Raw genomic sequence first — 25,206 nt, 5'->3', positions numbered from 1 at the left:
CGCCGGGGCCCGCCAGGTCCACCGCGCCGCACGCTGTCGTCCGTCCCCCTCCACTTCGGAGCGCAGCCATGCCCCTGTCCTCTCCCCACCGGTCCGCGCTGGCCGACCAGGTGATCGCGCAGCTCCGCGCCCAGATCACCTCCGGCGAATGGCCGGTGGGATCCCGTATCCCGACCGAGCCGGAGCTGGTCGAGCAGCTCGGGGTGGCCCGGAACACCGTCCGGGAGGCCGTACGGGCGCTGGCGCACAACGGGCTGCTGGACATCCGGCAGGGCTCGGGCACGTACGTGGTGGCGACCAGTGAACTGGCCGGGGTGATGCACCGGCGGTTCGCGGCGGCCGAGCCCGGGCACGTCGCCGAGCTGCGCAGCGCCCTGGAGGCGTCGGCCGCCCGGCTCGCCGCCCGCCGCCGTACCGAAGCGGACCTGCGGCAGATCGACGGGCTGCTGGAGCGGCGCGAGGCGGCCTGGGAGTCCGGTGCGACCGAGGCCTTCGTGGAGGCGGACGCGACCTTGCACCTGGCGATCGTGGCGGCCTCGCACAACGAGGTGCTGGCCGAGATCTACGCCGACCTCGGAGGCGTGCTGCGCGACCACCTGCGGGCCGACGTGGGTGAGGAGCTGCGGCCCGAGGCGCACATGGACCACTCCCGCCTGGTGGAAGCGATCCGCGCGGGCGACGGCGACCGGGCCGCCGCCGAGGCGAGCGTGCACCCCTTCGGCTGCCGGCCGGCGGTGCCGGGGACCTGAGGGTGGGTCGAACGGTTCCCGTAGGGGACGCCGGCGCCCCCTGCGGGGCCACAACGCGGCGGGCGGGGGCGGGTATTCCCGTGATTCCCACGGCTGATTGCCATGGCTGATTCCCCTGGCGCAATGCGTACTGCCCGCCCCGGCACACCGGGACGGGCAGTACGGAGAAGCGCGGGGCGTCAGGCGCCCATCATGTGCACACCGCCGTCGACGTGCACGATCTCGCCCGTCGTCCGCGGGAAGAAGTCGGACAGCATGCCGACGACACCACGACCGGCCGGCTCCGGGTCGGCCAGGTCCCAGCCGATCGGGGCGCGGTGGTTCCACACGTCCGCCAGCTCCTCGAAGCCGGGGATGGACTTGGCGGCCATCGACTTGATGGGGCCCGCCGAGACCAGGTTGCAGCGGATGTTCTTGGGACCGAGGTCCCGCGCCAGGTAGCGGTTGGTGCTCTCCAGCGCCGCCTTGGCCACGCCCATCCAGTCGTACTTCGGCCAGGCGATCTGCGCGTCGAAGGTGAGGCCGACGACCGCGCCGCCGTGCTCCATGAGCGGCAGGCAGGCCATCGTCAGCGACTTGTACGAGTACGCCGAGACCTGCACCGCGGTGCCCACGTCCGACCACTCCGCCTCCAGGAAGTTGAAGGCGCCCTGCGGGCCGAAGGCGATGGAGTGCACGATGCCGTCGAGGCGGGCGCCCTCACCCTGGTGCTCGCGGATCTTGTCGGCCAGCCCGTCCAGGTGCTCCTGGTTGGTGACGTCCAGCTCGATGACCGGAGCGGGCTTGGGCAGCCGCTTGGCGATCCGCTCCACGAGCGAGAGCCGGCCGAAGCCGGTGAGGATGACCTCGGCGCCCTCGTTCTGGGCGACCTTGGCCGCCTGGAACGCGATCGACGACTCGGTCAGGACACCCGTGACCAGGATGCGCTTGCCTGCAAGGATTCCACTCATGCTGATCAGTGACCCATGCCCAATCCGCCGTCGACGGGAATGACGGCTCCGGTGATGTAAGCGGCTTCGTCGGAGGCCAGGAAGCGGACCGAGGCGGCGATCTCCTCGGGCTGCGCATACCGCGCGAGCGGTACCTGCTTGACGATGCCCTCCCGCTGCTCATCGGTGAGCACACGGGTCATGTCGGTGTCGACGAAGCCGGGGGCGACGACGTTGACGGTGATGTTGCGGCTGCCCAGCTCGCGGGCGAGCGAGCGGGCGAAGCCCACCAGCCCGGCCTTGGAGGCGGCGTAGTTCGCCTGGCCCGGCGCGCCCATCAGGCCCACCACGGACGAGATCAGCACGACCCGGCCCTTGCGGGCCCGCAGCATCGCGCGGTTGGCGCGCTTGACCACGCGGAACGTGCCGGTGAGGTTGGTCTCCAGGACCGAGGTGAAGTCCTCCTCGGACATCCGCATCAGCAGCTGGTCACGGGTGACGCCGGCGTTGGCCACCAGCACCTCGACCGGACCCTGCTTCTCCTCGATCTCCTTGTACGCCTGCTCGACCTGCTCGTTGTCCGTGATGTCGCACTTCACGGCCAAAAACCCCGCGGGCGGCTCGCCCGAGCGGTAGGTGATGGCGACCTTGTCGCCTGCCTCGGCGAAGGCACGGGCAATGGCGAGGCCGATGCCGCGGTTACCTCCGGTGACCAGAACCGAGCGGCTCAAGAGATCACCCTTTCCGTTTCCTGTCCGTCCTGCGTTCGATACGAAACTATCGGTCACGGGGCGCTTCCGTGGAATCGAGCACGGACAGGCGCATGCGCCGGTGACTGTCGGGATCCCACAGAACCACGCGCCGGGGACCGCTCCCCGGCAGCCCGGTCAGCCGTGTCGCGACGGGCCCACCGCCGCGCCGCCCCGGCCGACTCACCGTGCCGGACCCCCCTGCGCTCTGGGCCGCGGGCGCCCCGCAGGGGATGATGCAGGCGCCGACCACGGGAGGACTCCTTGCCTGCACCCCATGCCCTCGACGACTCGTTCCTGGCGCTGCCGTTGCGCGCGCTGGCCGACGCCGCGCTGGCCCGCGCCCGCGCGCTGGGCGCCGACCACGCGGACTTCCGCCTGGAGCGGATCCGCAGCGCCGCCTGGCGGCTGCGGGACGCCCGTACGTCCGGGACCTCCGACACCACCGACCTCGGGTACGCGGTGCGGGTGGTGCACGGCGGGGCCTGGGGTTTCGCGTCCGGGGTGGATCTGACCATGGACGCGGCGGCGCGGGTGGCCGCGCAGGCCGTGGCGATGGCGAAGCTGTCGGCGAAGGTGATCCGGGCCGCGGGCTCCGACGAGAGGGTCGAGCTGGCGGCGGAACCGGTGCATCCGGACCGGACCTGGATCTCCTCCTACGACATCAACCCGTTCGATGTGCCGGACGCCGAGAAGACCGGGCTGCTGGCCGACTGGAGCGCCCGGCTGCTGGCCGCCGAGGGCGTGTCCCACGCGGACGCCTCGCTGCTGACCGTCCAGGAGAACAAGTTCTACGCCGACACCGCGGGCACCAGCACCACTCAGCAGCGGGTGCGGCTGCATCCGCAGCTGACGGCGGTCGCCGTGGACCCGGTGAGCGGCGACTTCGACTCGATGCGCACCCTCGCCCCGCCGGTCGGACGCGGCTGGGAGTACCTGACCGGCGACCACTACGACTGGGACGAGGAACTGGCCCGCATCCCGGAGCACCTCGCCGAGAAGATGCACGCCCCCGGCGTCGAGGCCGGCACCTACGACCTGGTGGTGGATCCCTCCAACCTCTGGCTGACGATCCATGAGTCGATCGGCCACGCCACCGAGCTGGACCGGGCCCTGGGCTACGAGGCGGCGTACGCCGGCACCTCGTTCGCCACCTTCGACCAGCTCGGCAAGCTGGCGTACGGCTCCGCGCTGATGAACGTGACCGGCGACCGGACCGCCGAGCACGGCCTCGCGACGATCGGCTACGACGACGAGGGCGTGGCCGCCCAGTCCTGGGACCTGATCAAGAACGGAACCCTGGTCGGCTATCAACTCGACCGCAGAATCGCCCAGTTGACCGGCTTCTCCCGCTCCAACGGATGCGCCTACGCGGACTCGCCGGACCATGTCCCGGTCCAGCGGATGGCCAACGTCTCGCTCCAGCCGGCACCGGACGGCCCGTCCACCGAGGAACTGATCTCGGGCGTGGACCGCGGCATCTACGTCGTCGGCGACCGCTCCTGGTCCATCGACATGCAGCGCTACAACTTCCAATTCACCCAGCAGAGGGCCTACGCAATCCGGAACGGCCAACTGGCCGGCCAACTGCGCGATGTGGCCTACCAGGCGACCACGACCGACTTCTGGGGCTCGATGACGGCGGTCGGCGGACCCCGGACTTACGTGCTCGGAGGGGCTTTCAACTGCGGCAAGGCTCAGCCGGGGCAGGTCGCCGCGGTCTCCCACGGGTGCCCGTCGGCGCTGTTCCAGAACGTGAACATCTTGAACACTTCACAGGAGTCAGGCCGCTCCTGACAGGCAGCAGGCCGGGGCCGGACCGGGGATCCGCCGATAACGCCACTGCTGTACCCGTTGCCGGTAGGGCGACGTCGAGCGGAGGTCACGCCCCGTCGGCGGAGACGATGTCGTCGATCAGTCCACGAACGCGCTCTTCGATCTCGTTGCGGATCGGCCGGACGGCCTCGACCCCCTGCCCGGCCGGATCGGCCAACTGCCAGTCCAAGTACCGCTTACCGGGGAACACAGGACAGCTGTCCCCGCAGCCCATCGTGATCACGACGTCGGACGCCTGCACGGCCTCAACAGTGAGCACCTTGGGAGTCTCGGCTGCTACGTCGATGCCTACCTCGGCCATCGCTGCCACGACGGCGGGGTTCACGCGGTCGGCGGGGGCGGATCCGGCGGAGCGCACCTGTACGCGGTCGCCCGCGAGGTGGGTCAGGAACGCGGCGGCCATCTGGGAGCGGCCGGCGTTGTGGACGCAGACGAACAGGACGGACGGCAGGGCGGGGTCAGACATGGGCGGGGTCTTCCTCGGTCACGGGTGCGGGGGCGGTGAAGAAGCGGCGGGCGTACAGCGCGACATGGACGAGGCCGATCAGCACCGGCACCTCGATGAGGGGGCCGACCACGCCGGCGAGCGCCTGCCCGGAGGTGGCGCCGAACGTGGCGATGGCTACCGCGATGGCCAGCTCGAAGTTGTTGCCGGCGGCGGTGAACGCAAGCGTCGTTGCCCGCGGGTGGTCGAGTCCGGCGGCGCGGCCGAGCGCCATGGAGCCGGCCCACATGACGGCGAAGTACACCAGTAGCGGCAGCGCGATGCGTGCGACGTCGAGCGGCTGCGAGGTGATCGCGTCGCCTTGCAGCGCGAACAGGACAACGATCGTGAACAGCAGCCCGTACAGGGCGAACGGTCCGATCCGCGGAATCAGCTGCGCCTCGTACCACGCGCGCCCCTTGGCCTTCTCGCCGATCCGGCGCGTGAGGTACCCGGCGGCGAGCGGGATCCCGAGGAAGATCAGCACGCTTCGGGCGATCTCCCACACGGACACGTCCCCAAGCTCTCGGCTCTGCTCGAGCAGGGGAGACCCCATCTCGCCGGCCTGCTCAAGGCCGAGCCACCCCGGCAGCGCGGACAGGTAGAACCACCCGAGGGCCGAGAACGCGATCACCTGGAACACCGAGTTCAGCGCGACCAGGACGGCGGCGGCCTCGCGGTCGCCACAGGCCAGGTCGTTCCAGATGATGACCATGGCGATACAGCGGGCCAGCCCCACGATGATCAGGCCCGTGCGGTACTCGGGAAGGTCCGGCAGGAGCAGCCACGCCAACGCGAACATGACCGCCGGGCCGACGATCCAGTTCAGCAGCAGCGAGGGCAGCAGCAGGCGGCGGTCACAGGTGACGGTGTCGAGCCGGTCGTACCGCACCTTGGCGAGTACCGGGTACATCATCACCAGCAGGCCGAGAGCGATGGGCAGCGATACCCCGGTCACGGTGACTTCGGCGAGGGCGGTCCCGAGGCCCGGCACGAGGCGGCCGAGGCCGAGGCCGACCGCCATCGCGGCGAGAATCCAGACGGCGAGGTACCGGTCGAGGAACGACAGCCGGCCGGCGACGGCCTGATCGGGCGCGGCGCTCACGAGGCAGCCCCGGCGACCTCGGCGGGGGCGGGCAGCGGCTCTCCGGCGGGGCGCGTCAGGATGCCCGCCAGGCGGTCGGTCATCTCGGGCAGCAGCCAGTAATAGACCCACGTGCCGCGCCGCTCGCAGTCGATGAGTCCGGCCTGCCGAAGCAGCTTGAGGTGGTGCGAGATCGTCGGCTGCGACAGGTCGAACGCGGGGGTCAGGTCGCAGACGCATACCTCTCCGCCGGCGCGCGAGGCGATCATCGACAGCAGGCGCAGCCGCACCGGGTCGCCCAGTGCCTTGAACACCTTCGCCAGCTCTTCGGCCTGCCCCTCATCGAGGGGGGCGGACAGCAGCCCCGGGCAGCACGCGCCTGCCTCGTCGGCCTGGCCGAGCACCACAAGCTCTTGATTCGACATGCCTCTATGTTGACGTCTTTCGATTCAAGGCGCAAGGTTGAATCGATAGACATCAATGCAAGCCGATGGGAGTCACGCCATGTCCCGTGCACAGCTCGCCCTGCGCGTCAGCGACCTCGAAGCGTCGATCACCTTCTACGCGAAGCTGTTCGGCACCGAGCCGGCCAAGCGTCGCGAGGGCTACGCCAACTTCGCCATTGCCGAACCGCCGCTCAAGCTCGTGTTGATCGAGGGCGAGCCCGGACAGGCAACCCGCCTCGACCACCTCGGGGTGGAAGTCGAGTCCACAGAGCAGGTGACCGCGGCGACATCCCGACTCAAGGATGCGGGCCTGGCCACGTTCGAGGAGAACGACACCTCGTGCTGCTACGCCCTCCAGGACAAGGTCTGGGTACACGGCCCCGGCCAGGAACCGTGGGAGGTCTACGTCGTCAAGGCGGACGCCGACACGCTCGGCAAGAGCGCCGACCCCCACGCGACCGGCGACGCCTGCTGCACGAGCCGGCCGGTCGAGGCGACCGCCCCCGCGGGCTGCGCATGCGGAAGCTGAACGGGACTTCATCGCGCCGGCGGCCGGGCACCTGATGTGACCAGAAGAAGTCCGGTTCGGGGAGTGGGAGCGGGGCACCTGGTGCGCCCAGCCGTGGCGTGCGGGAACGTCGCTCCTCGACCCCAGCGATCGGCCGGCGTCCGCCTCCACCCGTGCGGGGGCCGCCGATAAGCTCTGCTCCCAGGTCGACGCCACATCGTCACCAGACCCGCGCAGTCCGGACTGAACCGGTATGGACAGGGATTGAGGGTAGAGCATGAAGAGCCGCCTGACCTGCACAGATGCCCGTCGGAGGGGGATGCCTGGCAGGTCCCCGGTGGACGTCCGGTGCGCCGGTCGCCGTCTCCACCGGACCGGCAGCGGGGCCCGGCTCTTCCGGGGCGTGACCCTCGTGAGCATGCCGAACACGACGCAGGAGGCCGGTCGATGAGCCGTCGCACCACTACGCCGCACGAGATCGTCGAGCGGGCCCTGGAGCTCTCCCGCGCCGACGGCTGTGTGGTCATCGCCGACGAGCACTCCAGCGCCAATCTGCGCTGGGCGGGCAATGCGCTGACCACCAACGGCGTCACCCGCGGCCGCACCCTCACCGTCGTGGCGACCGTCGACGGCGGGCAGGGCACCGCGTCCGGCGTCGTGACGCGCTCCGCGGTGACCGCGGACGAGCTGGAGCCGCTGGTCCGGGCGGCCGAGGCGGCCGCCCGGGAGGCCGGGCCCGCCGAGGACGCGCAGCCGCTGGTGGGCGGCGAGAAGGCGTCCGCCGACTTCACCGAGGCGGCCGCCGAGACCTCCTCGGAGGTGTTCGCGGCGTTCGCACCGGCGCTGGGCGAGGCCTTCCGGCAGGCCCGCTCCGGCGGCCGGGAGCTGTACGGCTTCGCCCACCACGGTGTCGTCTCGTCGTATCTGGGCACCTCGGCCGGGCTACGGCTGCGGCACGACCAGCCCACCGGGACGCTGGAGCTGAACGCCAAGTCGGCCGGTACCGGCGCCGAACCCCGCTCGGCCTGGGCGGGCCGGGCGACCCGTGACTTCACCGATGTCGATCCGCGGGTGATGGACGCCGAGCTGAGCCGGCGGCTGGGCTGGGCGGAGCGGCGCATCGAGCTGCCCGCCGGGCGGTACGAGACGCTGCTGCCGCCGACCGCCGTCGCCGACCTGCTGATCTACCAGATGTGGTCGTCCGGGGCCCGGGACGCCGCGGAGGGCCGTACGGTCTTCTCCCGGCCGGCCGACGGCTCGGATGCGGCCCGGCCCGGGGCGGGCACCCGGCTGGGCGAGCGGCTCAGCGAGCTGCCGCTGACGCTGCGCAGCGACCCGCGGGCGGCCGGTCTGGAGTGCGCCCCGTTCGTCCTGGCGCACTCCTCCGGCGACGACGCCTCGATCTTCGACAACGGGCTGCCGCTCGCGCCCACCGAGTGGATCCGCGAGGGCGTCCTGCACCGGCTGCCGACCACCCGGCACAGCGCCGGGCTCACCGGGCTCCCCTTGGCGCCGGCTATCGACAACCTCCTCCTGGAGGGCGGCGGTTCGCGCTCGCTGGACGAGATGGTCGCGGCCGCCGGGCACGACGGTCCCACGCTGCTGCTGACCTGTCTGTGGTACATCCGCGAGGTGGACCCGGCGACGCTGCTGCTGACCGGGCTGACCCGGGACGGCGTGTATCTGGTCGAGAACGGCGAGGTGACCGGCGAGGTGAACAACTTCCGGTTCAACGAGTCGCCGGTGGATCTGCTGTCCCGGGCGGTGGAGGCGGGCCGTACGGAGCGGACCCTGCCGCGCGAGTGGGGCGACTACTTCACCCGGGCCGCGATGCCGGCCCTGCGCGTCGCGGACTTCCATATGAGTTCGGTCAGCCGCGGGGTGTGACGGGGCCCCTCCCGCCCGCTGCCGGGCCCCGCGCGCGCAAACCCGTGTGTGGGGCCCGCTGCGCTGGCCATAGACTTCTGCCCGGTCCCTTCCGGGCCACCCTGTCCTCCCTCACGGGAAATACCGATCGATCAGGAACGCCATGACACGCCTCGGCGAATCCGTCGCCCGCGCCAGCACGCTGCTCTCCAGCGACCTCTCCTCGGACGCCACCGTCCAGGAGCTGCTCCAGGAGACGGGTGCCCGGCGCTATCTCGACCTGACGGACCTGTCGGCCAAGGAGCAGGCCGAGCTGATCGCGTCCCGTACGGTCGAGGTCCTGCCGGGCGTGGACAAGCTGGCCGAGCGGATCGAGGAGCGCCGGGCGGGCGGCCGGGGCCTGCACATCAAGCTGGGCATCGACCCGACGGCGACCGATGTGCACCTGGGGCATGCCGTCCCGCTGATCATCCTGAGCCGGTTCCAGCGGCTGGGCCATGACGTCACGCTGATCATCGGCGACTTCACCGCCAAGATCGGCGACCCGTCGGGCCGCACCGCCGAGCGCCCGCCGCTGACCGACGAGGACATCGCGCACAACCTCGCCACCTACCGCGAACAGGTCCGCCCCTTCTTCGACTTCGAGAAGGTCAGCTTCCGGCAGAACAGCGAGTGGCTGGCGCCCTACACCTTCCCCGAGCTGCTCGCGCTGCTCGCGCACGTCCCGGCCTCGCAGCTGCTGCAGCGCGAGGACTTCCGCAACCGGCTGGCGGCCGGCTCCGGTCTGACCATGACGGAGCTGCTCTACCCCGTCGCGCAGGGCCTGGACTCGGTGGCGCTCAACTGCGACGTGGAGCTCGGTGGCTCGGACCAGCTGCTCAATCTGCAGATGGCCCGCAAGCTGATGGAGCTGCGCGGGCAGACCCCGCAGCTGATCGTCACCATGCCGCTGATCGAGGGCACCGACGGCACGGGCGCCAAGATGTCCAAGTCCAAGGGCAATTACGTCGGGCTGAGCGCGCCCGCCGATGATGTCTTCGGCAAGATCATGTCGGTGCCGGACCGCCTGATGGAGCCGTACCTCAAGGCCTGGACGGAGTGGACCGACGAGGAGATCGGGCTCGCCCTGGGCCGGGTCGCGGACCGCTCGCTGCACCCGATGGATCTGAAGAAGATCCTCGCGGGCGAGGTCGTGGCCGCGCTGTACGGCCTGGACGCGGCGATGGCGGCGCGGGCCGGGTTCATCGCGCAGTTCTCCAAGAAGTCGTTCTCCGATGTGGAGTCGCTGCCGGTCGTCGAGGTCACCGCGCACGGCGCCGAGACGGTGGCGACGGTGCTGACGACCGTGCTGGAGTTCACGCCGAGCGCCTCGGCGGCGCGGCGGCTGGCCAAGCAGAATGCGCTGCGGCTGGTCGTGGAGGGCGCGGACGGTCAGCAGACCGTGGTGCTCGCGGAGGCCGACGCGGTCCGTCCGCTGCGCGAGGTCCTGGCCGAGAAGCTGGCGGACACGGCCGGGGTGACGTACCTGAAGGCCGGACGGAAGCTGGCGCAGCTCGACGGCCGCTGAGCCGGCACAGCGGTGGGCGGCCGGTGCGCGAAGGATGCGCGCCGGCCGCCCCTTGTCGTGTGTGCCACCGGGGTCCCGCCCGGCCGGGACAAGTCCTAGGTGGCGTGTCTCTTGTGGCCGCGCATGGAGACCCAGAGGCGGTCCCCGATGGCGACGATGAGGACCGCGCCCGCCAGTTGCAGCAGGTGCCGGATCCAGTCGATGCCCTTGGTGTCGGCGACCCCGAGGCCGGTGGCCGCCCAGTTGCCCAGGACGCTGCCCAGCATGCCGAAGATCACTGTCAGCCAGAGCGGAATCTGTTGCTTGCCCGGGATGAGGGCCTTGGCGATCAGGCCCAGCACCAGGCCCACGATGATGGCCCACAACCACGTCATGACGCCTCCTCTTGCGGCGCTGTGCAGATGTTCGCCCCTCAGTGTCGCTCCACGGCGGCCCGGCCGCACCCCGGAGCCGGGCGACGGGCAGACGGGGTCGGGGCGGGCACGGCACGACCCGGTCTCGTAGGCGGCGCGACCGCGGCGTACCGTGGAATCCGACCGGATTTCGGGGAGAATCCGGCACGACTGACCAGGTGGTGGAAGTGATGCGGAAGCAGAGCAGCGGCCAGGCCTTCCGGATCACGGGGGCCCGGCAGGGCCTGTCCGAGGACGTCCGCGGGCGGCAGCGCCGGTATGTGATCTCGATGGCGGTGCGGACGGTGGCCGTGGTGCTGACCGTGGTGCTGTGGAACGTCGAGCGGCCGGTGGCGATCGCGACGCTGGTGCTGGGTCTGGCGCTGCCGTATATCGCGGTGGTGATCGCCAACGCGGGCCGGGAGAACGCCACTTCGGTCCCGAAGACGTTCATCGCGGCGCCGACCAGGCCGATGCTGACGCGGGAGGCCTCCGACGCCCCCGCGGAGTCCGTTCCGGAGCGGCCGGCGACGGGTACGTCCGGCCCGCGGCCCGACCCCAGTTGATCTGGACCCGGTCTGCAAAGCTCAAGAAAAGCTCAGATCAATCATGGAGTTCCGGTGCACCAGGCACCATCCCCCGTGACATACTGCGTACGCGCTCCGCATCCCCCGTCGGAGCGACGGACCGACGCCGGGCGGCTCCCCCCGTGGCTGCCCGGCGTCGTCATGTCCGGGGGCCCGAAGGGTCCGTGCGCAGGACGTAGGGTTGAGGCCGTGAACTCCCCGAATCCGCAGGATCCCGCCGCCCGGGACGACAGTGCCGTCATCTGCTCCGCGAAGGGCTGCCGCGCCGCCGCCGTATGGGTGCTGGCCTGGAACAACCCGAAGCTGCACACGCCGGACCGGCGCAAGACCTGGCTGGCGTGCGAGGAGCACCGGGAGCATCTGTCGCAGTTCCTCGGTGTGCGCGGCTTCCTGAAGGACGTGGTGACGCTGGAGGAGTGGGAGGCGTCGGCCGCCGGCCAGTGACCGCTTCAGCCGCCGACCGCTTCAGCCACCGATCGCGTCAGCCGCCGATCGCCGACATCGGGCGCTCCGGCTGCAGGAAGGACGGGTCGTCCAGGCCGGAGCCCGCCTTCTTGCCCCACATCGCGGTCTCCCACAGTCGCGCGATCTCGTCGTCGGGGGCCTCGGAGCGCAGCGCCGTCCGCAGATCCGTCTCCTCGGTGGCGAACAGGCAGGTACGTATCTGACCGTCGGCGGTGAGCCGGGTACGGTCGCAGGCCCGGCAGAACGGGCGGGTGACGGAGGCGATCACCCCGACGCGATGGGGGCCGCCGTCCACCAGCCAGCGCTCGGCGGGTGCGGAGCCGCGCTCCTCCTGGCCCTCGGGGGTGAGCGTGAAGCGGGTGCGCAGCGAGGTGAGGATGTCACCAGCGGTGATCATGCCGTCGCGCTTCCAGCCGTGCTGGGCGTCCAGGGGCATCTGCTCGATGAAGCGGAGTTCGTAGTCGTGGGCGATCGCCCAGGCCAGGAGGTCGGGGGCCTCGTCGTCGTTGAGGCCCGGCATCAGGACGGTGTTGACCTTGACGGGGGTCAGCCCGGCCTCGCGGGCCGCGTCCAGCCCGCGCAGGACGTCGTCGTGCCGCTTGCGGCGGGTCAGGGCCTGGAAGACCTCCGGCCGCAGGGTGTCCAGCGAGACGTTGACGCGGTCGAGACCGGCATCGCGCAGCGCGGCGGCGGTGCGCTGCAGGCCTATGCCGTTGGTGGTCAGGGACATCTGGGGGCGCGGGGTGAGCGCGGCGACGCGCTCGACGATGCCGGGCAGGCCGGGGCGGAGCAGCGGTTCACCGCCGGTGAAGCGGACCTCGTCGATGCCCAGGTCCCGCACGGCGATGGTGATCAGCCGGACGATTTCGTCGTCGGTGAGCAGATCGGGCTTGGCGAGCCACTGCAGGCCTTCCTCCGGCATGCAGTACGTGCACCGCAGATTGCAGCGGTCGGTGAGTGAAACGCGCAGGTCGGTGGCCACACGACCGTAGGTGTCGATGAGCACTGGGCCCCCTCCCCGAGAGTGATGGCTCAAGACGTCTGCCCTTCGCGGACAGGTTCGTGTTCGAGCCTACGTGATGGGTGTGACAGCGAGCAGGGCGGAGAAGCACGAGGTGGGCGGGGTGGCCTCGTAGCTCTCTACGACGCCACCCCGCCCTGGCCCTGTAGGGACGGCCCGGTGGCCGGTCTCAGTGGGCCCCGGTCCCGGTCAGCGAGCGGACCTCCAGTTCGGCGTACTTCGCGGCGTCCGGCTCCTCCTTGGACAGCAGGGATCCCAGCCAGCCGAGCAGGAAGCCCAGCGGGATGGAGATCAGGCCGGGGTTCTCCAGCGGGAAGAAGCCGAAGTCCGCGCCGGGGAACATCGAGGTCTCCTTCCCGGAGACGACCGGGGAGAAGAGCACCAGCAGGACGGAGGAGGCGAGGCCGCCGTAGATGGACCAGAGCGCGCCCCGGGTGGTGAAGCGCTTCCAGAAGAGGCTGTAGAGGAGGGTGGGGAGGTTGGCGGAGGCGGCGACCGCGAAGGCGAGCGCCACCAGGCCGGCGACGTTCAGCCCGCGGGCGAAGACGCCCAGCACGATGGCGACCGCGCCGATGCCGACGGTCGCCCACCGGGCGGCGCCGACCTCTTCCTTCTCGGTCGCCTTGCCCTTGCGGATCACGTTGACGTACAGGTCGTGGGCGAAGGACGAGGACGAGGCGAGGGTGAGGCCGGCGACCACCGCGAGGATGGTGGCGAAGGCCACAGCGGAGATGACAGCGAGCAGAATGGCGCCGCCGGTGGAGCCGGCACCGCCGCCGATCGCCTCGGCAAGGAGCGGGGCCGCGGTGTTGCCCGCCTTGTTGGAGGCCTTGATCGTCTCGGGCTTGATCAGGGCCGCGGCGCCGAAGCCGAGCGCGATGGTCATCAGGTAGAAGACGCCGATGATGCCGATCGCCCAGTTCACCGACTTTCGGGCGGCCTTGGCGGTGGGGACGGTGTAGAAGCGGATGAGGATGTGCGGCAGGCCCGCGGTGCCCAGGACGAGGGCGAGGCCCAGCGAGAGGAAGTCGATCTTCGAGGTGGCGGTGGCCCCGTACTTGAGGCCGGGCTCCAGGAAGGCGGAGCCCTTGCCGCTGTTCTCGGCGGCGGCGCCGAGCAGCGTGGAGATGTTGAAGTGGAACTTCAGTGCCACCAGGAAGGTGATCAGCAGGGTGCCGGCGATCAGCAGCACCGCCTTGACCATCTGGACCCAGGTGGTGCCCTTCATCCCGCCGATGGTGACGTAGAGGATCATCACGACGCCGACGAGGACGACGACCAGGATCTTGCCCGCCTCGCTGGTGATGCCCAGGAGCAGGGTGACCAGGGCGCCCGCCCCCGCCATCTGGGCGAGCAGGTAGAAGATCGAGACGATGATGGTGGAGACACCGGCGGCGGTACGGACCGGGCGCCGGCGCATCCGGTAGGCGAGGACGTCGCCCATGGTGAACCGGCCGGTGTTGCGCAGCGGTTCGGCGACCAGGAGCAGTGCCACGAGCCAGGCGACGAGGAAGCCGATGGAGTAGAGGAAGCCGTCGTAGCCGAAGAGGGCGATGGCGCCGGCGATGCCGAGGAAGGACGCGGCGGACATGTAGTCGCCGGAGATGGCCAGGCCGTTCTGGAAGCCGCTGAACTGCCGGCCGCCGGCGTAGAAGTCCTCCGCGCCCTTGGTCTGCCGGCCGGCCCAGACCGTGAGGCCGAGGGTGGCGACGACGAAGACCGCGAAGAGGGTGATGATCAGGGCGCGGTGCTCGCCCGCGCCGCCTCCGGCCGCGAGCGGGAGCGCGAGCGCCTGGGGGGTGAGGTTCATGCGTCGCCCTCCAGACGGGACTTGATGGCCTCGGCCTTCGGGTCGAGCTTGGCGGCGGCGTGCCGGGAGTACCACCAGGCGATGAGGAAGGTCGTGGCGAACTGGGCGAGGCCGAGGACGAAGGCGACGTTGAGGTGGCCGAGGACCTTGGTGGCCATGAAGCCGCCGGCGTAGCTCGACAGCAGCACGTAGCCGAGGTACCAGAGGAGGAAGGCGACGGTGACCGGGAAGGCGAACGAGCGGTGTGCGCGGCGGAGTTCATCGAATTCCGCGCTCGACTGCACCTGGCGGTAGTCGGGCGGTTCGTGTGTCCCCGGGTCGAGGGTCGGTGCGGCGCTCACGGAATCTCCTGACGCGAAGGGGCGGGTTCCCAGTGCCGGTCCGGCGGCGCTGCACGGGAGGAGCGGACCGACAGTAAAGCTCAGGTAAGTGATGTAGATCACGCATGGTAGAGGTGCGTCATACGATGCGACAGGGGGCAGTTGATTGAATCCCAGAAGAATCCGCGGAATGGCCACGACGGCCGCCACCGCGCGCGGGGCGCTTCGTTGAGTCCGGTGTGAACCCGCCGCCACAGCAGGCCCCGCAGCCACCCGCTCCCCGTCGGCGCCCCTACGGCAGTGTCCGGCTGCCGGCGCCGCTCCCCGTCACCCCGCCGCAGCCGCGCTCCGGCCCGGCCGCGGTCGCGCGCCGCTGGTACGGCCCGCGGATCGCCCTGCCACTACTGAGCATCGCCGCCTTGCGGCGCGACGGCTGACCGGCCCTGACGACCCCTCAAGGTCGTACGGAAACGGACTGACGCGATATCAATTCGCTACTCCTGACAGGTTTTCTCCCCGTTCCATTGCTGTGGGCCGGTGATCGCCGATAACTTCACGTCTCATGTATCCGCCCGTGCGCAATCCGTGCACGGGCGGTCTCACGGATGATGTGGAGTACCCATGGCTCATCCCCGATCCAGACGCACGCGGGCGCTGGCCGTACCGCTCGGACTGGCTCTGACGGCGTCCCTCGGTTTCCTCCCGACCGCGGCCACCGCCGCGTCCACGGACACCGCCCCGGCCGCCGCCGCCTCGGACAGTGGCCCGCTGCTGTCGTACGTCGTGAACGCCACGCCCGGCCACACCATGGCCGGCCGGATCACGAAGGCGATAACCAAGGCCGGCGGGAAGGTGGTCATCGCCCATGAGCGGATAGGCGTGACCGTCGTCCACTCGGCCAACCCGCAGTTCGCCGCCGAGATGCGGACGGTGCCGGGCGTGCAGTCGGCGGGCGCGACCCGCACCGCGCCGCTGAAGGCGCAGGGCACCACCGACGTCGGCAAGCCGCAGCGGATCGACCTGTCGAAGTCGCAGCTCAAGGCGGCCGGCAGCGTGGCGAAGGCGAACGGCGAGGAGCCGCTCGAACCGCTGCAGTGGGACCTGCCGGCCATCAAGGCCGACCAGGCCGCGAAGGTGAACCCCGGCAGCAGGAACGTCACCGTCGGCATCATCGACACCGGGGTGGACGACACCCACCCCGACCTGAAGGCCAACTTCTCCGCGAAGCAGTCCGCCAACTGCGTGGGCGGGGTGGCCGATACGTCCAAGGGCGCCTGGCGGCCCTGGAACCCGGACGACGACTACCACGGCACCCATGTGGCGGGCAGCATCGCGGCGGCCCGTAACGGCGTCGGCGTGGCGGGGGTCGCCCCGGGCGTGAAGATCGCCGCCCTCAAGGTCAGCGAGCCGGAGACCAGCCTCTTCTACGCCGAGAGCGTGGTGTGCGCCTTCGTCTTCGCCGCCGACCACGGCATCGCGGTCACCAACAACAGCTATTACGTCGATCCGTGGATGTTCAACTGCAAGGACGACGCGGACCAGGCGGCCATCATCGACGCGGTCGGCCGGGCGGCGAGCTTCGCCCAGCGCAAGGGCGTGCTCAATGTCGCCGCGGCGGGCAACTCCGGCCTCGACCTGGCGGCTCCCCAGCTGCCCGACGCCTCCAGCCCGAACGACTCCACCCCGGTCGAGCGCACCATCAACCCCAAGACCTGCTGGGACGTGCCCACCCAGCTGCCGGGCACGGTGACGGTCGCGGCGACGGGTGTGCACCAGCTCAAGTCGTACTACTCGAACTACGGCCTCGGCCAGATCGATGTGGCCGCGCCGGGCGGTGACTCGCGGCAGGTGCCCGAGCTGCCCGCCAAGAACGGCAACATCCTCTCCACCATGCCGGGCGGTGACTGGGCCTACCTGGCCGGCACGTCCATGGCGACCCCGCATGTGGCCGGCGTCGCGGCGCTGCTCAAGAGCGCCCACCCGAAGTCCAGCCCGCAGGAGCTCCAGTGGCTCCTCAAGGAGCAGGCGGACAACCCCGGCTGCCCCACGGGTGACGCCACCTGCACCGGCACCAAGCACAACAACAGCCACTTCGGCTATGGCATCGTCGATGCACTGGACGCGGTGAAGAAGTAGCTCCCGGGCCGGACACGGCCGTTGCGGGAGGGCCGGGTGGTGCGTGCGCCACCCGGCCCCCTGCGGTGCGCGGGCCCGCCGGTCAGGCCGGGTCGCGGCCGAGGAAGGCCGCCAGCCGGTCCGCGGCGCTCGCGCCGGCCGGGGCGGGCCGCTCCGGAGCGAACGAGCTGCCCGCGGTGCGCGGCGCGGCCCCGTAGATCCGGCGCGCGGCCGCCAGGGTCTCCTCGGCGACCTCGGGTGCCAGAGCGGTCGGCGCACCCGTCGCCCGCGCCAGATCCCAGCCGTGCGCGAGGAGTTCGACCACCACCTGCTGGACGATCATGGCGCCCGGCGCCTCGTAGGGCCCGTAGGTGCGGTGCAGCATCCCGCTGCCGGTGAAGGCGGCGCGGGCGGCGCGGACCGAGTCCGCGAAGGCGGCGAGGTGATCGTCGCCGAGGTGGTCGGCCGTGTGGTCGGTGCGCGGGGCGTCCTCGGCGATCGAGGTGGCCATCAGGTTCTCCCACACCATGTGGTCGAGCAGCTGCCGTACGGTCCACCCCGCGCACGGCGTCGGCAGCGCCAGATCCTCGGGTCGTACGGCGGCGACCAGGGCCAGGACGCCCCGGGTCACCTGCTCATAGGCGTACAGCACCCGGTCGGGGTCGGTGGCGTCGAAAGCGGAGCGGTCGAGTTCGGACGGGCCGGGGTGGGCGCGCAGCGCGGCCGCGGTCCAGGTGCCCGCGACGTCCCAGCGGGGCGGGGCGGGCCGGCCGGTGACCGTGCACAGCAGCTGCCAGTAGCGCTCCACGGCGGGCTCGGCGGCGCACTCCAGCTGCTCCAGCAGCCGGGCGCGGGCGGCCGGGCCGTCCTCGGCGGGCGGGTCGGGGGTGCCGGTCTGGGTGGGGATCCAGGCGGCGATCAGCTCGGCGAGCACGGGCTCCGCGGCCGGGGAGTCCGGGGCGATACCGGCCGCGACGGATTCCTCGCCCCGGAGCCGCATCAGCTCCGCGACGCGTACGGCCGCCTGCTCGTGCCCGGCCGGGTCCGCTTCGTGTACGGCGGCTCGCTCGTGCCCGGCCGGGTCCGTGACGCGTACGGCGGCCCGCTCCGGCCCGGCCGGATCCGTCTCCCCCAAGGCGGCCCCCTCCCCCGCCGCGGGTGCCGTCCGTGCGCTGTACTCGGCCAGCCGGCGCAGCGCCGCGCGTAGTTCGGGCGCACGGACCAGGGCGGTCAGTTCGATCCAGGCGCCGATCTGCTCGGGGGTGGGGTCGTCGGGCAGGTCAGGGGTGGCGGCCAGCAGGCCGCTGCGGTAGGCGGGTGCGTGCACCCCGTCGAGGGCGTCCTCGACGAAGTCGGTGATGATCCGGCGGCGTTCCTGGGCCGACAGACGGGCCAGTTCGGTCATGTGGGGCAGCTCCTCTGCTGCGCTGCCCCGCGCGGCCACCGATCGCAGCACGGCGCGCTGTAGTTGCAGCGTGCGGATCTGCGCGTCCAGCGCGTCCGCCCACTGCGTCGCCGTCTCGGCGACCGTGCGCTCGCGGTCCACCACCGACCGGATCGCCGCCAGTCCGATGCCCAGGTCGCGCAGGCTGCGCACGATCTCCAGGCGGGCCGGGGCGTGAGGGCCGTAGAGCCGGTAGCCCGCGGGGGTGCGGGCGGCGGGCGGCAACAGGCCCTGGTCGGACCAGTTTCTGATGGTCTTGACCGGGACACCGGTCAGGCGCGCCAGCGCGCCGATGGTGAGCAGGCCCGTGCCGTCCTCGTACATGCCGTCCACTGTCGGGTCTCCCACGGGGGGAGACTCAAGCGGTACTTCGGCCCTCCGCAACGCCTGCTTCCGGGAGCGTGCGGGCCGGCGGGGGCGCGGGCTGCCGGGCCGCGCCCGTGAGCGTCCGCAACACCCCTTCTGCCAGCGCGTATTGGGCCGCGGCATAGGTGAGCATGATCCAGAACTGCGGCAGCGGCAGCTGCGGCCAGTGCGCGATGCCGCTGGCGATCAGGGTGTCGGAGAGCAGGAAGAGCAGCCCGCCGAGCGCGGCCCACGGGCCCGCCCGCAGCGCCCCGAACGCCATCGCGGTGAGCAGCAGGCTGTAGCCGGCGACCGGGATGCGCAGCTCGGCCGGGAGGTCCGGCCACAGCAGTACGACGGTGCCGGCCAGCACGGCGCCGTACGCGGCGGCGAGCGCGGGTGTGAGTCCGCGACGGCCCCCGCCGGGGCGGGCCCCGTGCCGGACGAACAGCAGCAGGTAGCAGACGTGCCCGGCGGCGAACGAGCCCATGCCCACCAGGAAGGCGAGGTCCCCGCCGATCTGGAGGAAGGTGTCGCCGCCGCAGCCGAACAGCAGGGCACCGGCGAGCAGCGGCGGGCCGCCGCGCGCCACCGCGTATCCGGTGAGCACCGGCATCAGCGCGGGCTTGGTCAACTGCGCGACGGCCGGGACACCGCCGAGCAGCGCCCCGAGGTGCACCAGGGCCAGTACGGCGAAGACCCACAGCAGCGGCCCCGCGGCCCGCGGCCACCGTGCGGTCACGCGGCGGGCTCCTCGACGGAGGCGTGCGCCGGCGAACCGGGGCCCGCGGGCGCTGCGCCCGCCGCCGCGGCGGCCCGCTCGGCCGGCTGCCAGCCCGGTCCGCGGAACACCCGTCCGGCACGCTCGCGCCAGCTGTCCGCGGCGCGGATGTCGCGGGCGATGGCGACGTATTCGTGGGTGGCCACCCGCAGCGGGTTGAAGCTCTCGACGTTCTTGGTGAGGCCGTAGACCGGCCGCTCGGTCTCGGCGACGAACGAGCCGAACATCCGGTCCCAGATGATCAGGATCCCGCCGAAGTTACGGTCCAGGTAGCCGCCCTGCGAGGCGTGGTGGACGCGGTGGTGGGACGGGGTGTTGAGCAGGAACTCGACGGGCTGGGGCAGGGTGCCGATCCGCTCGGTGTGCACCCAGAACTGGTAGACGAGGTTGGCCCCGGAGGTGAAGGCGATCGCGGCCGGATGCACGCCGAGGGCGATCATCGGGACGTAGAACGGCCAGACGGTCCAGGTCGTCCAGGGCTGTCGCAGGGCGGTGGTGAGGTTGAACTTCTTGCTGGAGTGGTGCACCACGTGGCAGGCCCACAGGACGCGGATGACGTGGTGCCCGCGGTGCGACCAGTAGTAGAAGAAGTCCTGGGCGAGCAGCATCAGCGGCAGCGTCCACCACACCACGGGTATCCGCAGCGGGGTGAGCTCGTAGACCGCGGCGTAGATCGCCACGATGGGGATCTTCCACAGCGCATCGAAGACCAGGCTGCCGAGGCCCATGCCGACGCTGGTGGCGGCATCCTTGGCCTCGTAGCCCTCCGCGTCCTCGTCGGGATGCAGGCGATAGCTCACCATCTCGACCACGGTGAGCAGGACGAAGGCCGGTACGGACCACAACACGACATCGGGCAGGTGCGGCATGCCCCGCACCATAAAGGCGTGGACGGCGGTGCCGCTAGGGGTTGTTACCGAGAAGTATGTAAGACGTGCCGTCAGCTGTGTGCGACGGAGCCCTCCGCGGGGACGTCATCGAACGTCTCGCCGTCGCCCCTGCGACAGGCCCGGAAGGCGCCGGAGGCCCCGTACGGCCAGCCGACGCCGAGCGCCCGGCATCAGTGGCCGTACGGGGGGGGCTCACTCCACCCTCACCACACCCGTACCGACCCGCCCGGGGCGAACGCCGGGCTGGTGGCGTCCGGTGGGACCTCGTCCAGGGGGGCGGCGATCTCGGAGACCGCCGGGCCGACGCGGGCGGCGAGGGGGGCGAGGCGGGCGAGGTCGAAGCCGTAGACGCGGGCCGCGTTCGTGCCGAGCATGGCGGCGGCCTCGTCGGGCGGCAGACCGGCGTAGGCGAGGCGCAGGGCCTCACGGGAGTAGGGGTGGGTGCCTTCGTCGTGGGGGTAGTCGCTGCCCCACATGATCTTGTCGAGGCCGATCCGGTGGCGGAGCGGGACCTCGTGCGGGCGCATGAAGCTGGCGCCGACGAAGCAGTGGTCGCGCCACAGTTCCGCCGGGGTGCGGCCCATGGCCTCGGCCAGGCCGGCGCCGAATTTGGCCTCGGCGGTGGCGGCGGACGCGGCCGCGGCCAGCCGGCCGTGGTAGTAGTCCAGCATGTCCAGGACGCCGGGGATCCAGCCGGAGCCCTGTTCGGTGAGGACGAGGCGCAGGCCCGGGTGGCGGCGGAAGGCCCCGCCGAAGATCAGGTGCCACAGCGCGCGGTGCGAGAACCAGGTCGTCTCGACCATGAACACGGCGCGGGCGGCGGGTGCGTCGCCGAGCGGCGGGGAGGCGGAGCCGCCGTGGTGGTTGACGGGGACCTCCAGCTCCGCGCAGACCGCCCAGAGCGGGTCGTAGACCTCGGAGTGGAGTTCGGGCAGGCCGGATCCGGGCGGGGTGCCGGGGAGCATGATGCCGCCGGTGAGGCCGGCCTCCTTGGTGCGGCGGACCTCCCGTACGGCCTCGTCGACGTCGTTGAGGAGGATCTGGGCGACGCCGGCCCGCCGGCCGGGTGCCTCGGCGCAGAAGTCGGCGAGCCAGCGGTTGTGGGCGCGCAGGCCCGCCCAGCGCCGCGCGAACTCCTCAGGGGTGGCGGGCGCCGGGGCCATCAGGGACGCGGAGGGGAAGAACGGTGGGATGGTGTTGGGGAAGACGACCTCGGCGACGATGCCGTCGGCTTCGAGTTCGGCCAGCCGGCGGGCGGAGTTCCAGTTGCGGTCGGCGGTGTCGGCGAGCAGGTCCTCGTGCGGGTTGACGTAGGCCGCCGCCCAGTCGTCGAAGGCCTCGTGGTGCCGGGAGGCCAGATACGGCCGGTAGTCGAGGAGGTCGGCGCCGGCGTGGCAATCGGCGGAGATGACGGTGTAGCGCTCCGTTGTCATCGGGCGGTCCTGCCTTCCTGCTTGGGCTGAGCCCCGAGTACCGGGAAGTCGTGGTCCGTCAGCCAGTGGCGGCCCACCTCGCGCGAGCGGGCCCAGGAGGCCTCGACCGCCGGCTGGTCGGCCGGCTGGCCGAGTCCGGCCGGGGTGGGGCCGATACGGCGGGCCAGCGGGGCCAGGGCGGCGGTGTCGAAGCCGAAGGCCTCGGCGGCGGACAGACCGAGCATCCGCCGGGTCTCGGCGACCGGGATGTCATGGAAGGTCTTCCTCAGCCAGCCGCGGGTGTCCGGCCAGGTGCCCTCGGGGTGCGGGAAGTCGCTGCCCCACAGGATGTTGTCGACGCCGATCTCGTAGCGCTGGGCGAGCTCGCGGCGCTTGGTGTTGGTGGCGCAGACGAAGACCTGCCGGTCGAGGTACTCGTGCGGCGGGCGCTTGAGGGCGGCGAACGGGGAGAGCTTCTTGCCGCCGTGGGCGCCCAGGTAGAGGCGGTCCATGAACCACAGGAGGTTGGGGAGCCACCAGCAGCCGGATTCGGCGACACCGAACCGCAGGCCCGGGTGGCGTTCGAAGACTCCGGACCACAGCAGGAACCACAGCGGGCGGGCCGGCCACCAGGTCACCTCGGAAACGAAGATCCCCAAGTGGTCCCCGTACTCCTGGCGGGGCGACGACCCGGAGTGGGTCAGCACCGGCATCGCGCACTCGGCGGCCGCCGCCCAGACCGGGTCGTAACGGCGGTCGTGGTACGGCGCGTTGCCGCCCCACATGGCGGGGATCATCAGCGCGCCGAGCCCGGACTCCCGGGCGCGGTGGATCTCGGCGACGACCTGGCCGGTCTCGGCCGTGACCGGTAACAGGGCGACGCCGCAGTGCCGTTCGGGGTGTGCGGAGACGAAGTCGGCGAGCCAGCGGTTGTGTGCCCGGGCGCCGGCCATGCCGAGCTCCGGGTCGTGGTCGCCGGAGAGGCCGAGGCCCACGCCGAAGGGGGCGGCCGTACCGCTGTCGACGGCGTCCGCGTCCGGGAAGACGACCTCCGCCGCGACCCCGTCACCGTCGAGCTCCTTGATCCGCTGCGCGGGGTCCCAGCCGCCGCGCAAGCCCTCCTCGTGGTCCCGGAACCACCGTTCGGCGAAGGCGTCGTTACGGATGCCGAGGCGGGTGGCCTCCGCGCGGCGGGCGTCGCGCTGCCCGAGGAACTCGTCGAAGGCGCGGTGGAAGCGGGCGTCGAGATAGGGGCGGTACTCCTCGGTGGGGAGCCCGGCGTGGCAGTCGGAGGAGATGATCAGGTACGGCTCGTGCAGGTCCTGCTCGTTCAGGTCCTGCTGCGCGCCGGGCCGGTGCTCGGGGGGCTGGCGCTGCTCGGAGAACTGGCCCTGCTCGGAGGCCTGGCCCTGCTCGGGGAACTGCCGGTCCGGGGAACCCTGCGGGTCCGTCATGGCGGAACCTCCCTCAGTCGTCCGGGTCGAGGATGAAGTGCTCCAGATACGCCGGGGCGGCCCGGTCGAGCATGGAGGCGGACCGCGCCCTGATCTGCGCGTCGGTGTGTGCGGCGGGCGGCAGCAGCCAGAAGCGGCCGGCCCGGACGCCGTCCACGACCTGCTGCGCGACGTCCTCCACGGGCGTGAAGGCCACCTCCTGGCCGGCCTCCTTCATCGCCGCCTCCCACTGCGCCAGGCTGCGGTACGGGGTACGGCGTGGCCGGGACTTGGCGTAGCGCGCGGGCCGGTTGCGGTGCGACTCCCACAGGCCGGTGCGCAGCATGTGCGGTCCGGGGAAGAGCACCGAGGCGCCGACGGGGGCCCGTTCGGCCTTCAGATGGGCGTACAGCGACTCGGTCATGGTCACCACGGCCGCCTTGGTGACGGCGTAGACGGACGCGGTGGGCAGCGGCGCGATGCCGCCGTCGGTCGAGGAGGTGTTGACGACATGGCCGGGCTCCCCGCCCGCCAGCATCCGGGGCACGAAGCACTGCACGCCGTGGAAGACGCCCCAGATGTTCACCGCGAACGCCCATTCCCAGTCGCGGGGATCGTGCTCCCACATGCGCCCCTCGGCGCCGGAGCCCACCCCCGCGTTGTTGCACAGCAGATGGACCGCGCCGAAGGCGTCGTACGCGGCGTCGGCGAGCGCGGCGACCTCGTCGCGGAGGCCGACGTCCACGGTGCGCGCCAGTACCTGGGCGCCCTGTGCGGCCAGTTCGTCGGCGACGGCGCGCAGCGGCTCCTCCGCCACGTCCGCGAGGACGACGCGCAGCCCCTCCGCGGCGAAGCGGCGCGCCATGGCCAGACCGATCCCGCTGGCGGCGCCGGTGACGACCGCGACCTGTCCTGCCCGCAGTTCCATCAGGCGCTCCCCTCGGGCGGGCCGTCGAGGAGCTGCTGCGGGTCGTCGTAGCGCTGGTGGGCGTACGGCAGCAGGTCCCGGGCGCTGACCCGCTCGACGACCCGGCCCTGCTGGTCGGTGGTCTTCTCGCCGAGGGTGAGCTCGACGAGGGTGCGGACGGGGAGGTCGGCGACCGGGTCGTACGCCGACTCCCGGAGGACGACCTCGCCGGTGATCCTCTCCAGGGTGCGGACCTTCTCCTGGCGCAGGCAGTGCACCAGCACCGGGTCGCCGTCGAAGCCCGAACCGTCCACGGCGGGCAGGAACTTGAAGTAGAAGTCGGTCTTCCGGACCGGCTCCGGGACCGGCAGCGGGCCGCTCACCTCACCGCGCACCTCGACGAAGGCGATGCCGTGCCGGGCGAGCGCGGCGCGCACCACCGGGCCGTCGCGCTCGACGGTGACCTCGCCCAGCTTCTTCGGTTCGCCGAAGACCTCGCGGCCGCCGGTCAGGGCCCGCTCGTGGGTCATCGGCATGACCAGCGGATACCAGCCCTCGGTGCCGCGGTGCGCGGCCGCGACGGCGACCGAGCCCGCGCCCAGGGGGTAGCCGGTCAGCTCGACCCGGCTGATGGTGACCCGGACCAGCGGTCGTCCGGTGGGTGCGAGCGACGGCGGCAGCACGGCCGCGACGGCGTCCGGGTCGCTCTCCCAGACGGCGACCACGCCGGTGGACCAGATGTCGGGGAGCCGGGAGCCGGCGGTGCGCGCCGCGCTGATCTCCGCCTCGGTGCGCGCTCCGTAACGTACGCGTGCCATGTCGTACCACCCTTCGCCATCGGTGACTTGCGGGGGTCGTGCCAGGCGTCTGTAACACTGTTACACCGTGGGGGGTGAAGGGTAAAGGGTGGGGGAGAGTGGGGAGTTGGGGGGACGGGAGTTGGGGGGAGGACGGCTCGGGGGCGGTTCAGCGATTGACTCAGGGGCGGTTCAGGGACGGTTCCGGGCTGGCTCAGGGACGGTTCCGGGGCGGCTCAGGGAGGATTCCGGGGCGACTCAGGGCCGGT

General features: G+C 71.7%; 25 protein-coding genes. 9 read left to right on the top strand and 16 right to left on the bottom strand.

Annotation, left to right across the window (positions count from 1 at the left end):
- Window positions 1-68: 68 nt before the first annotated feature.
- Complete coding sequence (locus CPH93_RS27115; RefSeq protein ID WP_093482517.1) at window positions 69-749, top strand: FadR/GntR family transcriptional regulator; 681 nt, start codon at window positions 69-71, stop codon at window positions 747-749.
- Between the two features lie 179 nt (window positions 750-928).
- Here CPH93_RS27115 and fabI read toward each other — a convergent pair whose 3' ends face one another.
- Window positions 929-1,699: an enoyl-ACP reductase FabI gene (fabI, locus tag CPH93_RS27110; protein ID WP_006606409.1), complete on the bottom strand. Its 771-nt coding sequence runs from the start codon at window positions 1,697-1,699 to the stop codon at window positions 929-931.
- A gap of 5 nt (window positions 1,700-1,704) precedes the next feature.
- The gene (gene fabG / locus CPH93_RS27105; protein WP_042161552.1) at window positions 1,705-2,409 is read right to left on the bottom strand and encodes a 3-oxoacyl-[acyl-carrier-protein] reductase; all 705 of its coding nucleotides are present in this window, start codon (window positions 2,407-2,409) and stop codon (window positions 1,705-1,707) included.
- A 282-nt stretch (window positions 2,410-2,691) separates the two neighbouring features.
- Here fabG and CPH93_RS27100 point away from each other — a divergent pair, with 282 nt between their 5' ends.
- Window positions 2,692-4,224 (top strand): TldD/PmbA family protein, encoded by a 1,533-nt coding sequence (locus CPH93_RS27100; RefSeq protein ID WP_096214327.1) that lies wholly within the window; start codon window positions 2,692-2,694, stop codon window positions 4,222-4,224.
- Between the two features lie 85 nt (window positions 4,225-4,309).
- Here CPH93_RS27100 and CPH93_RS27095 read toward each other — a convergent pair whose 3' ends face one another.
- The 3 genes from CPH93_RS27095 to CPH93_RS27085 are packed head-to-tail and all read right to left on the bottom strand — an operon-like array spanning window position 4,310 to window position 6,256.
- Window positions 4,310-4,729 (bottom strand): arsenate reductase ArsC, encoded by a 420-nt coding sequence (locus CPH93_RS27095; protein WP_096214326.1) that lies wholly within the window; start codon window positions 4,727-4,729, stop codon window positions 4,310-4,312.
- The gene (gene arsB / locus CPH93_RS27090; protein WP_096214325.1) at window positions 4,722-5,852 is read right to left on the bottom strand and encodes an ACR3 family arsenite efflux transporter; all 1,131 of its coding nucleotides are present in this window, start codon (window positions 5,850-5,852) and stop codon (window positions 4,722-4,724) included. The genes CPH93_RS27095 and arsB overlap by 8 nt, the downstream gene beginning before the upstream one ends.
- A complete protein-coding gene (locus CPH93_RS27085) occupies window positions 5,849-6,256 on the bottom strand; it encodes an ArsR/SmtB family transcription factor (RefSeq protein ID WP_093482531.1) in 408 nt (135 codons plus the stop codon). The genes arsB and CPH93_RS27085 overlap by 4 nt, the downstream gene beginning before the upstream one ends.
- A 79-nt stretch (window positions 6,257-6,335) precedes the next feature.
- Between CPH93_RS27085 and CPH93_RS27080 the strand changes: the two genes are divergently transcribed.
- From CPH93_RS27080 to tyrS, 3 genes are all read left to right on the top strand, one after another.
- Window positions 6,336-6,806: an ArsI/CadI family heavy metal resistance metalloenzyme gene (locus CPH93_RS27080; protein WP_093482532.1), complete on the top strand. Its 471-nt coding sequence runs from the start codon at window positions 6,336-6,338 to the stop codon at window positions 6,804-6,806.
- 426 nt (window positions 6,807-7,232) lie between these two features.
- Window positions 7,233-8,672: a metallopeptidase TldD-related protein gene (locus CPH93_RS27075; protein WP_096214324.1), complete on the top strand. Its 1,440-nt coding sequence runs from the start codon at window positions 7,233-7,235 to the stop codon at window positions 8,670-8,672.
- A 142-nt stretch (window positions 8,673-8,814) separates the two neighbouring features.
- Window positions 8,815-10,218: a tyrosine--tRNA ligase gene (tyrS, locus tag CPH93_RS27070; protein WP_096214323.1), complete on the top strand. Its 1,404-nt coding sequence runs from the start codon at window positions 8,815-8,817 to the stop codon at window positions 10,216-10,218.
- Window positions 10,219-10,313: 95 nt separating this feature from the next.
- On the opposite strand, the gene CPH93_RS27065 is transcribed toward tyrS, so the two are convergent.
- Window positions 10,314-10,592: a GlsB/YeaQ/YmgE family stress response membrane protein gene (locus CPH93_RS27065; protein ID WP_006606397.1), complete on the bottom strand. Its 279-nt coding sequence runs from the start codon at window positions 10,590-10,592 to the stop codon at window positions 10,314-10,316.
- Window positions 10,593-10,801: 209 nt separating this feature from the next.
- Here CPH93_RS27065 and CPH93_RS27060 point away from each other — a divergent pair, with 209 nt between their 5' ends.
- Both CPH93_RS27060 and CPH93_RS27055 read left to right on the top strand, forming a co-directional pair.
- Window positions 10,802-11,176 carry a DUF3099 domain-containing protein gene (locus tag CPH93_RS27060; RefSeq protein ID WP_096214322.1) on the top strand — a complete coding sequence of 125 codons (375 nt, stop codon included), beginning with the start codon at window positions 10,802-10,804 and terminating at the stop codon, window positions 11,174-11,176.
- 210 nt (window positions 11,177-11,386) lie between these two features.
- Window positions 11,387-11,641, top strand: a complete 255-nt coding sequence (locus CPH93_RS27055) for a hypothetical protein (protein WP_096214321.1) — start codon at window positions 11,387-11,389, stop codon at window positions 11,639-11,641.
- A 37-nt stretch (window positions 11,642-11,678) separates the two neighbouring features.
- On the opposite strand, the gene moaA is transcribed toward CPH93_RS27055, so the two are convergent.
- The 3 genes from moaA to CPH93_RS27040 all read right to left on the bottom strand — a co-directional run bounded on the left by moaA (window position 11,679) and on the right by CPH93_RS27040 (window position 14,834).
- A complete protein-coding gene (gene moaA, locus CPH93_RS27050; protein WP_218137663.1) occupies window positions 11,679-12,668 on the bottom strand; it encodes a GTP 3',8-cyclase MoaA in 990 nt (329 codons plus the stop codon).
- Between the two features lie 184 nt (window positions 12,669-12,852).
- On the bottom strand, window positions 12,853-14,493 hold the full coding sequence (locus tag CPH93_RS27045; protein WP_096214320.1) for a solute symporter family protein: 1,641 nt from the start codon (window positions 14,491-14,493) through the stop codon (window positions 12,853-12,855).
- The gene (locus tag CPH93_RS27040) at window positions 14,490-14,834 is read right to left on the bottom strand and encodes a DUF485 domain-containing protein (protein WP_006606392.1); all 345 of its coding nucleotides are present in this window, start codon (window positions 14,832-14,834) and stop codon (window positions 14,490-14,492) included. The genes CPH93_RS27045 and CPH93_RS27040 overlap by 4 nt, the downstream gene beginning before the upstream one ends.
- Before the next feature lie 218 nt (window positions 14,835-15,052).
- On the opposite strand from CPH93_RS27040, the gene CPH93_RS27035 reads away from it, so the two are divergent.
- Window positions 15,053-15,250: a hypothetical protein gene (locus CPH93_RS27035; RefSeq protein WP_093482539.1), complete on the top strand. Its 198-nt coding sequence runs from the start codon at window positions 15,053-15,055 to the stop codon at window positions 15,248-15,250.
- A gap of 184 nt (window positions 15,251-15,434) precedes the next feature.
- Window positions 15,435-16,949, top strand: coding sequence for a S8 family serine peptidase (locus CPH93_RS27030; protein ID WP_096214319.1), 1,515 nt, complete (start codon window positions 15,435-15,437; stop codon window positions 16,947-16,949).
- An 82-nt stretch (window positions 16,950-17,031) separates the two neighbouring features.
- Here the strand turns inward: CPH93_RS27030 and CPH93_RS27025 are convergent, their stop codons facing one another.
- From CPH93_RS27025 to CPH93_RS26995, 7 genes are all read right to left on the bottom strand, one after another.
- Window positions 17,032-18,720, bottom strand: a complete 1,689-nt coding sequence (locus CPH93_RS27025; protein WP_231976970.1) for a TIGR03086 family metal-binding protein — start codon at window positions 18,718-18,720, stop codon at window positions 17,032-17,034.
- 10 nt (window positions 18,721-18,730) lie between these two features.
- Window positions 18,731-19,459, bottom strand: a complete 729-nt coding sequence (locus CPH93_RS27020) for a lysoplasmalogenase (protein WP_096214317.1) — start codon at window positions 19,457-19,459, stop codon at window positions 18,731-18,733.
- On the bottom strand, window positions 19,456-20,367 hold the full coding sequence (locus tag CPH93_RS27015; protein WP_096214316.1) for a sterol desaturase family protein: 912 nt from the start codon (window positions 20,365-20,367) through the stop codon (window positions 19,456-19,458). The genes CPH93_RS27020 and CPH93_RS27015 overlap by 4 nt, the downstream gene beginning before the upstream one ends.
- A gap of 224 nt (window positions 20,368-20,591) precedes the next feature.
- Window positions 20,592-21,821, bottom strand: a complete 1,230-nt coding sequence (locus tag CPH93_RS27010) for an amidohydrolase family protein (RefSeq protein ID WP_096214315.1) — start codon at window positions 21,819-21,821, stop codon at window positions 20,592-20,594.
- Window positions 21,818-23,254, bottom strand: coding sequence for an amidohydrolase family protein (locus tag CPH93_RS27005; RefSeq protein WP_231976969.1), 1,437 nt, complete (start codon window positions 23,252-23,254; stop codon window positions 21,818-21,820). The genes CPH93_RS27010 and CPH93_RS27005 overlap by 4 nt, the downstream gene beginning before the upstream one ends.
- A gap of 13 nt (window positions 23,255-23,267) precedes the next feature.
- Window positions 23,268-24,161: an SDR family NAD(P)-dependent oxidoreductase gene (locus tag CPH93_RS27000; protein ID WP_096214314.1), complete on the bottom strand. Its 894-nt coding sequence runs from the start codon at window positions 24,159-24,161 to the stop codon at window positions 23,268-23,270.
- The gene (locus CPH93_RS26995; protein ID WP_096214313.1) at window positions 24,161-24,958 is read right to left on the bottom strand and encodes an acetoacetate decarboxylase family protein; all 798 of its coding nucleotides are present in this window, start codon (window positions 24,956-24,958) and stop codon (window positions 24,161-24,163) included. The genes CPH93_RS27000 and CPH93_RS26995 overlap by 1 nt, the downstream gene beginning before the upstream one ends.
- Window positions 24,959-25,206 lie beyond the last annotated feature (248 nt).

Origin of the sequence: Streptomyces sp. 2323.1, assembly GCF_900221035.1 — a bacterium.
GTDB lineage: Bacteria > Actinomycetota > Actinomycetes > Streptomycetales > Streptomycetaceae > Streptomyces > Streptomyces sioyaensis.
This window is presented reverse-complemented; position numbering and strand designations above follow the sequence as displayed.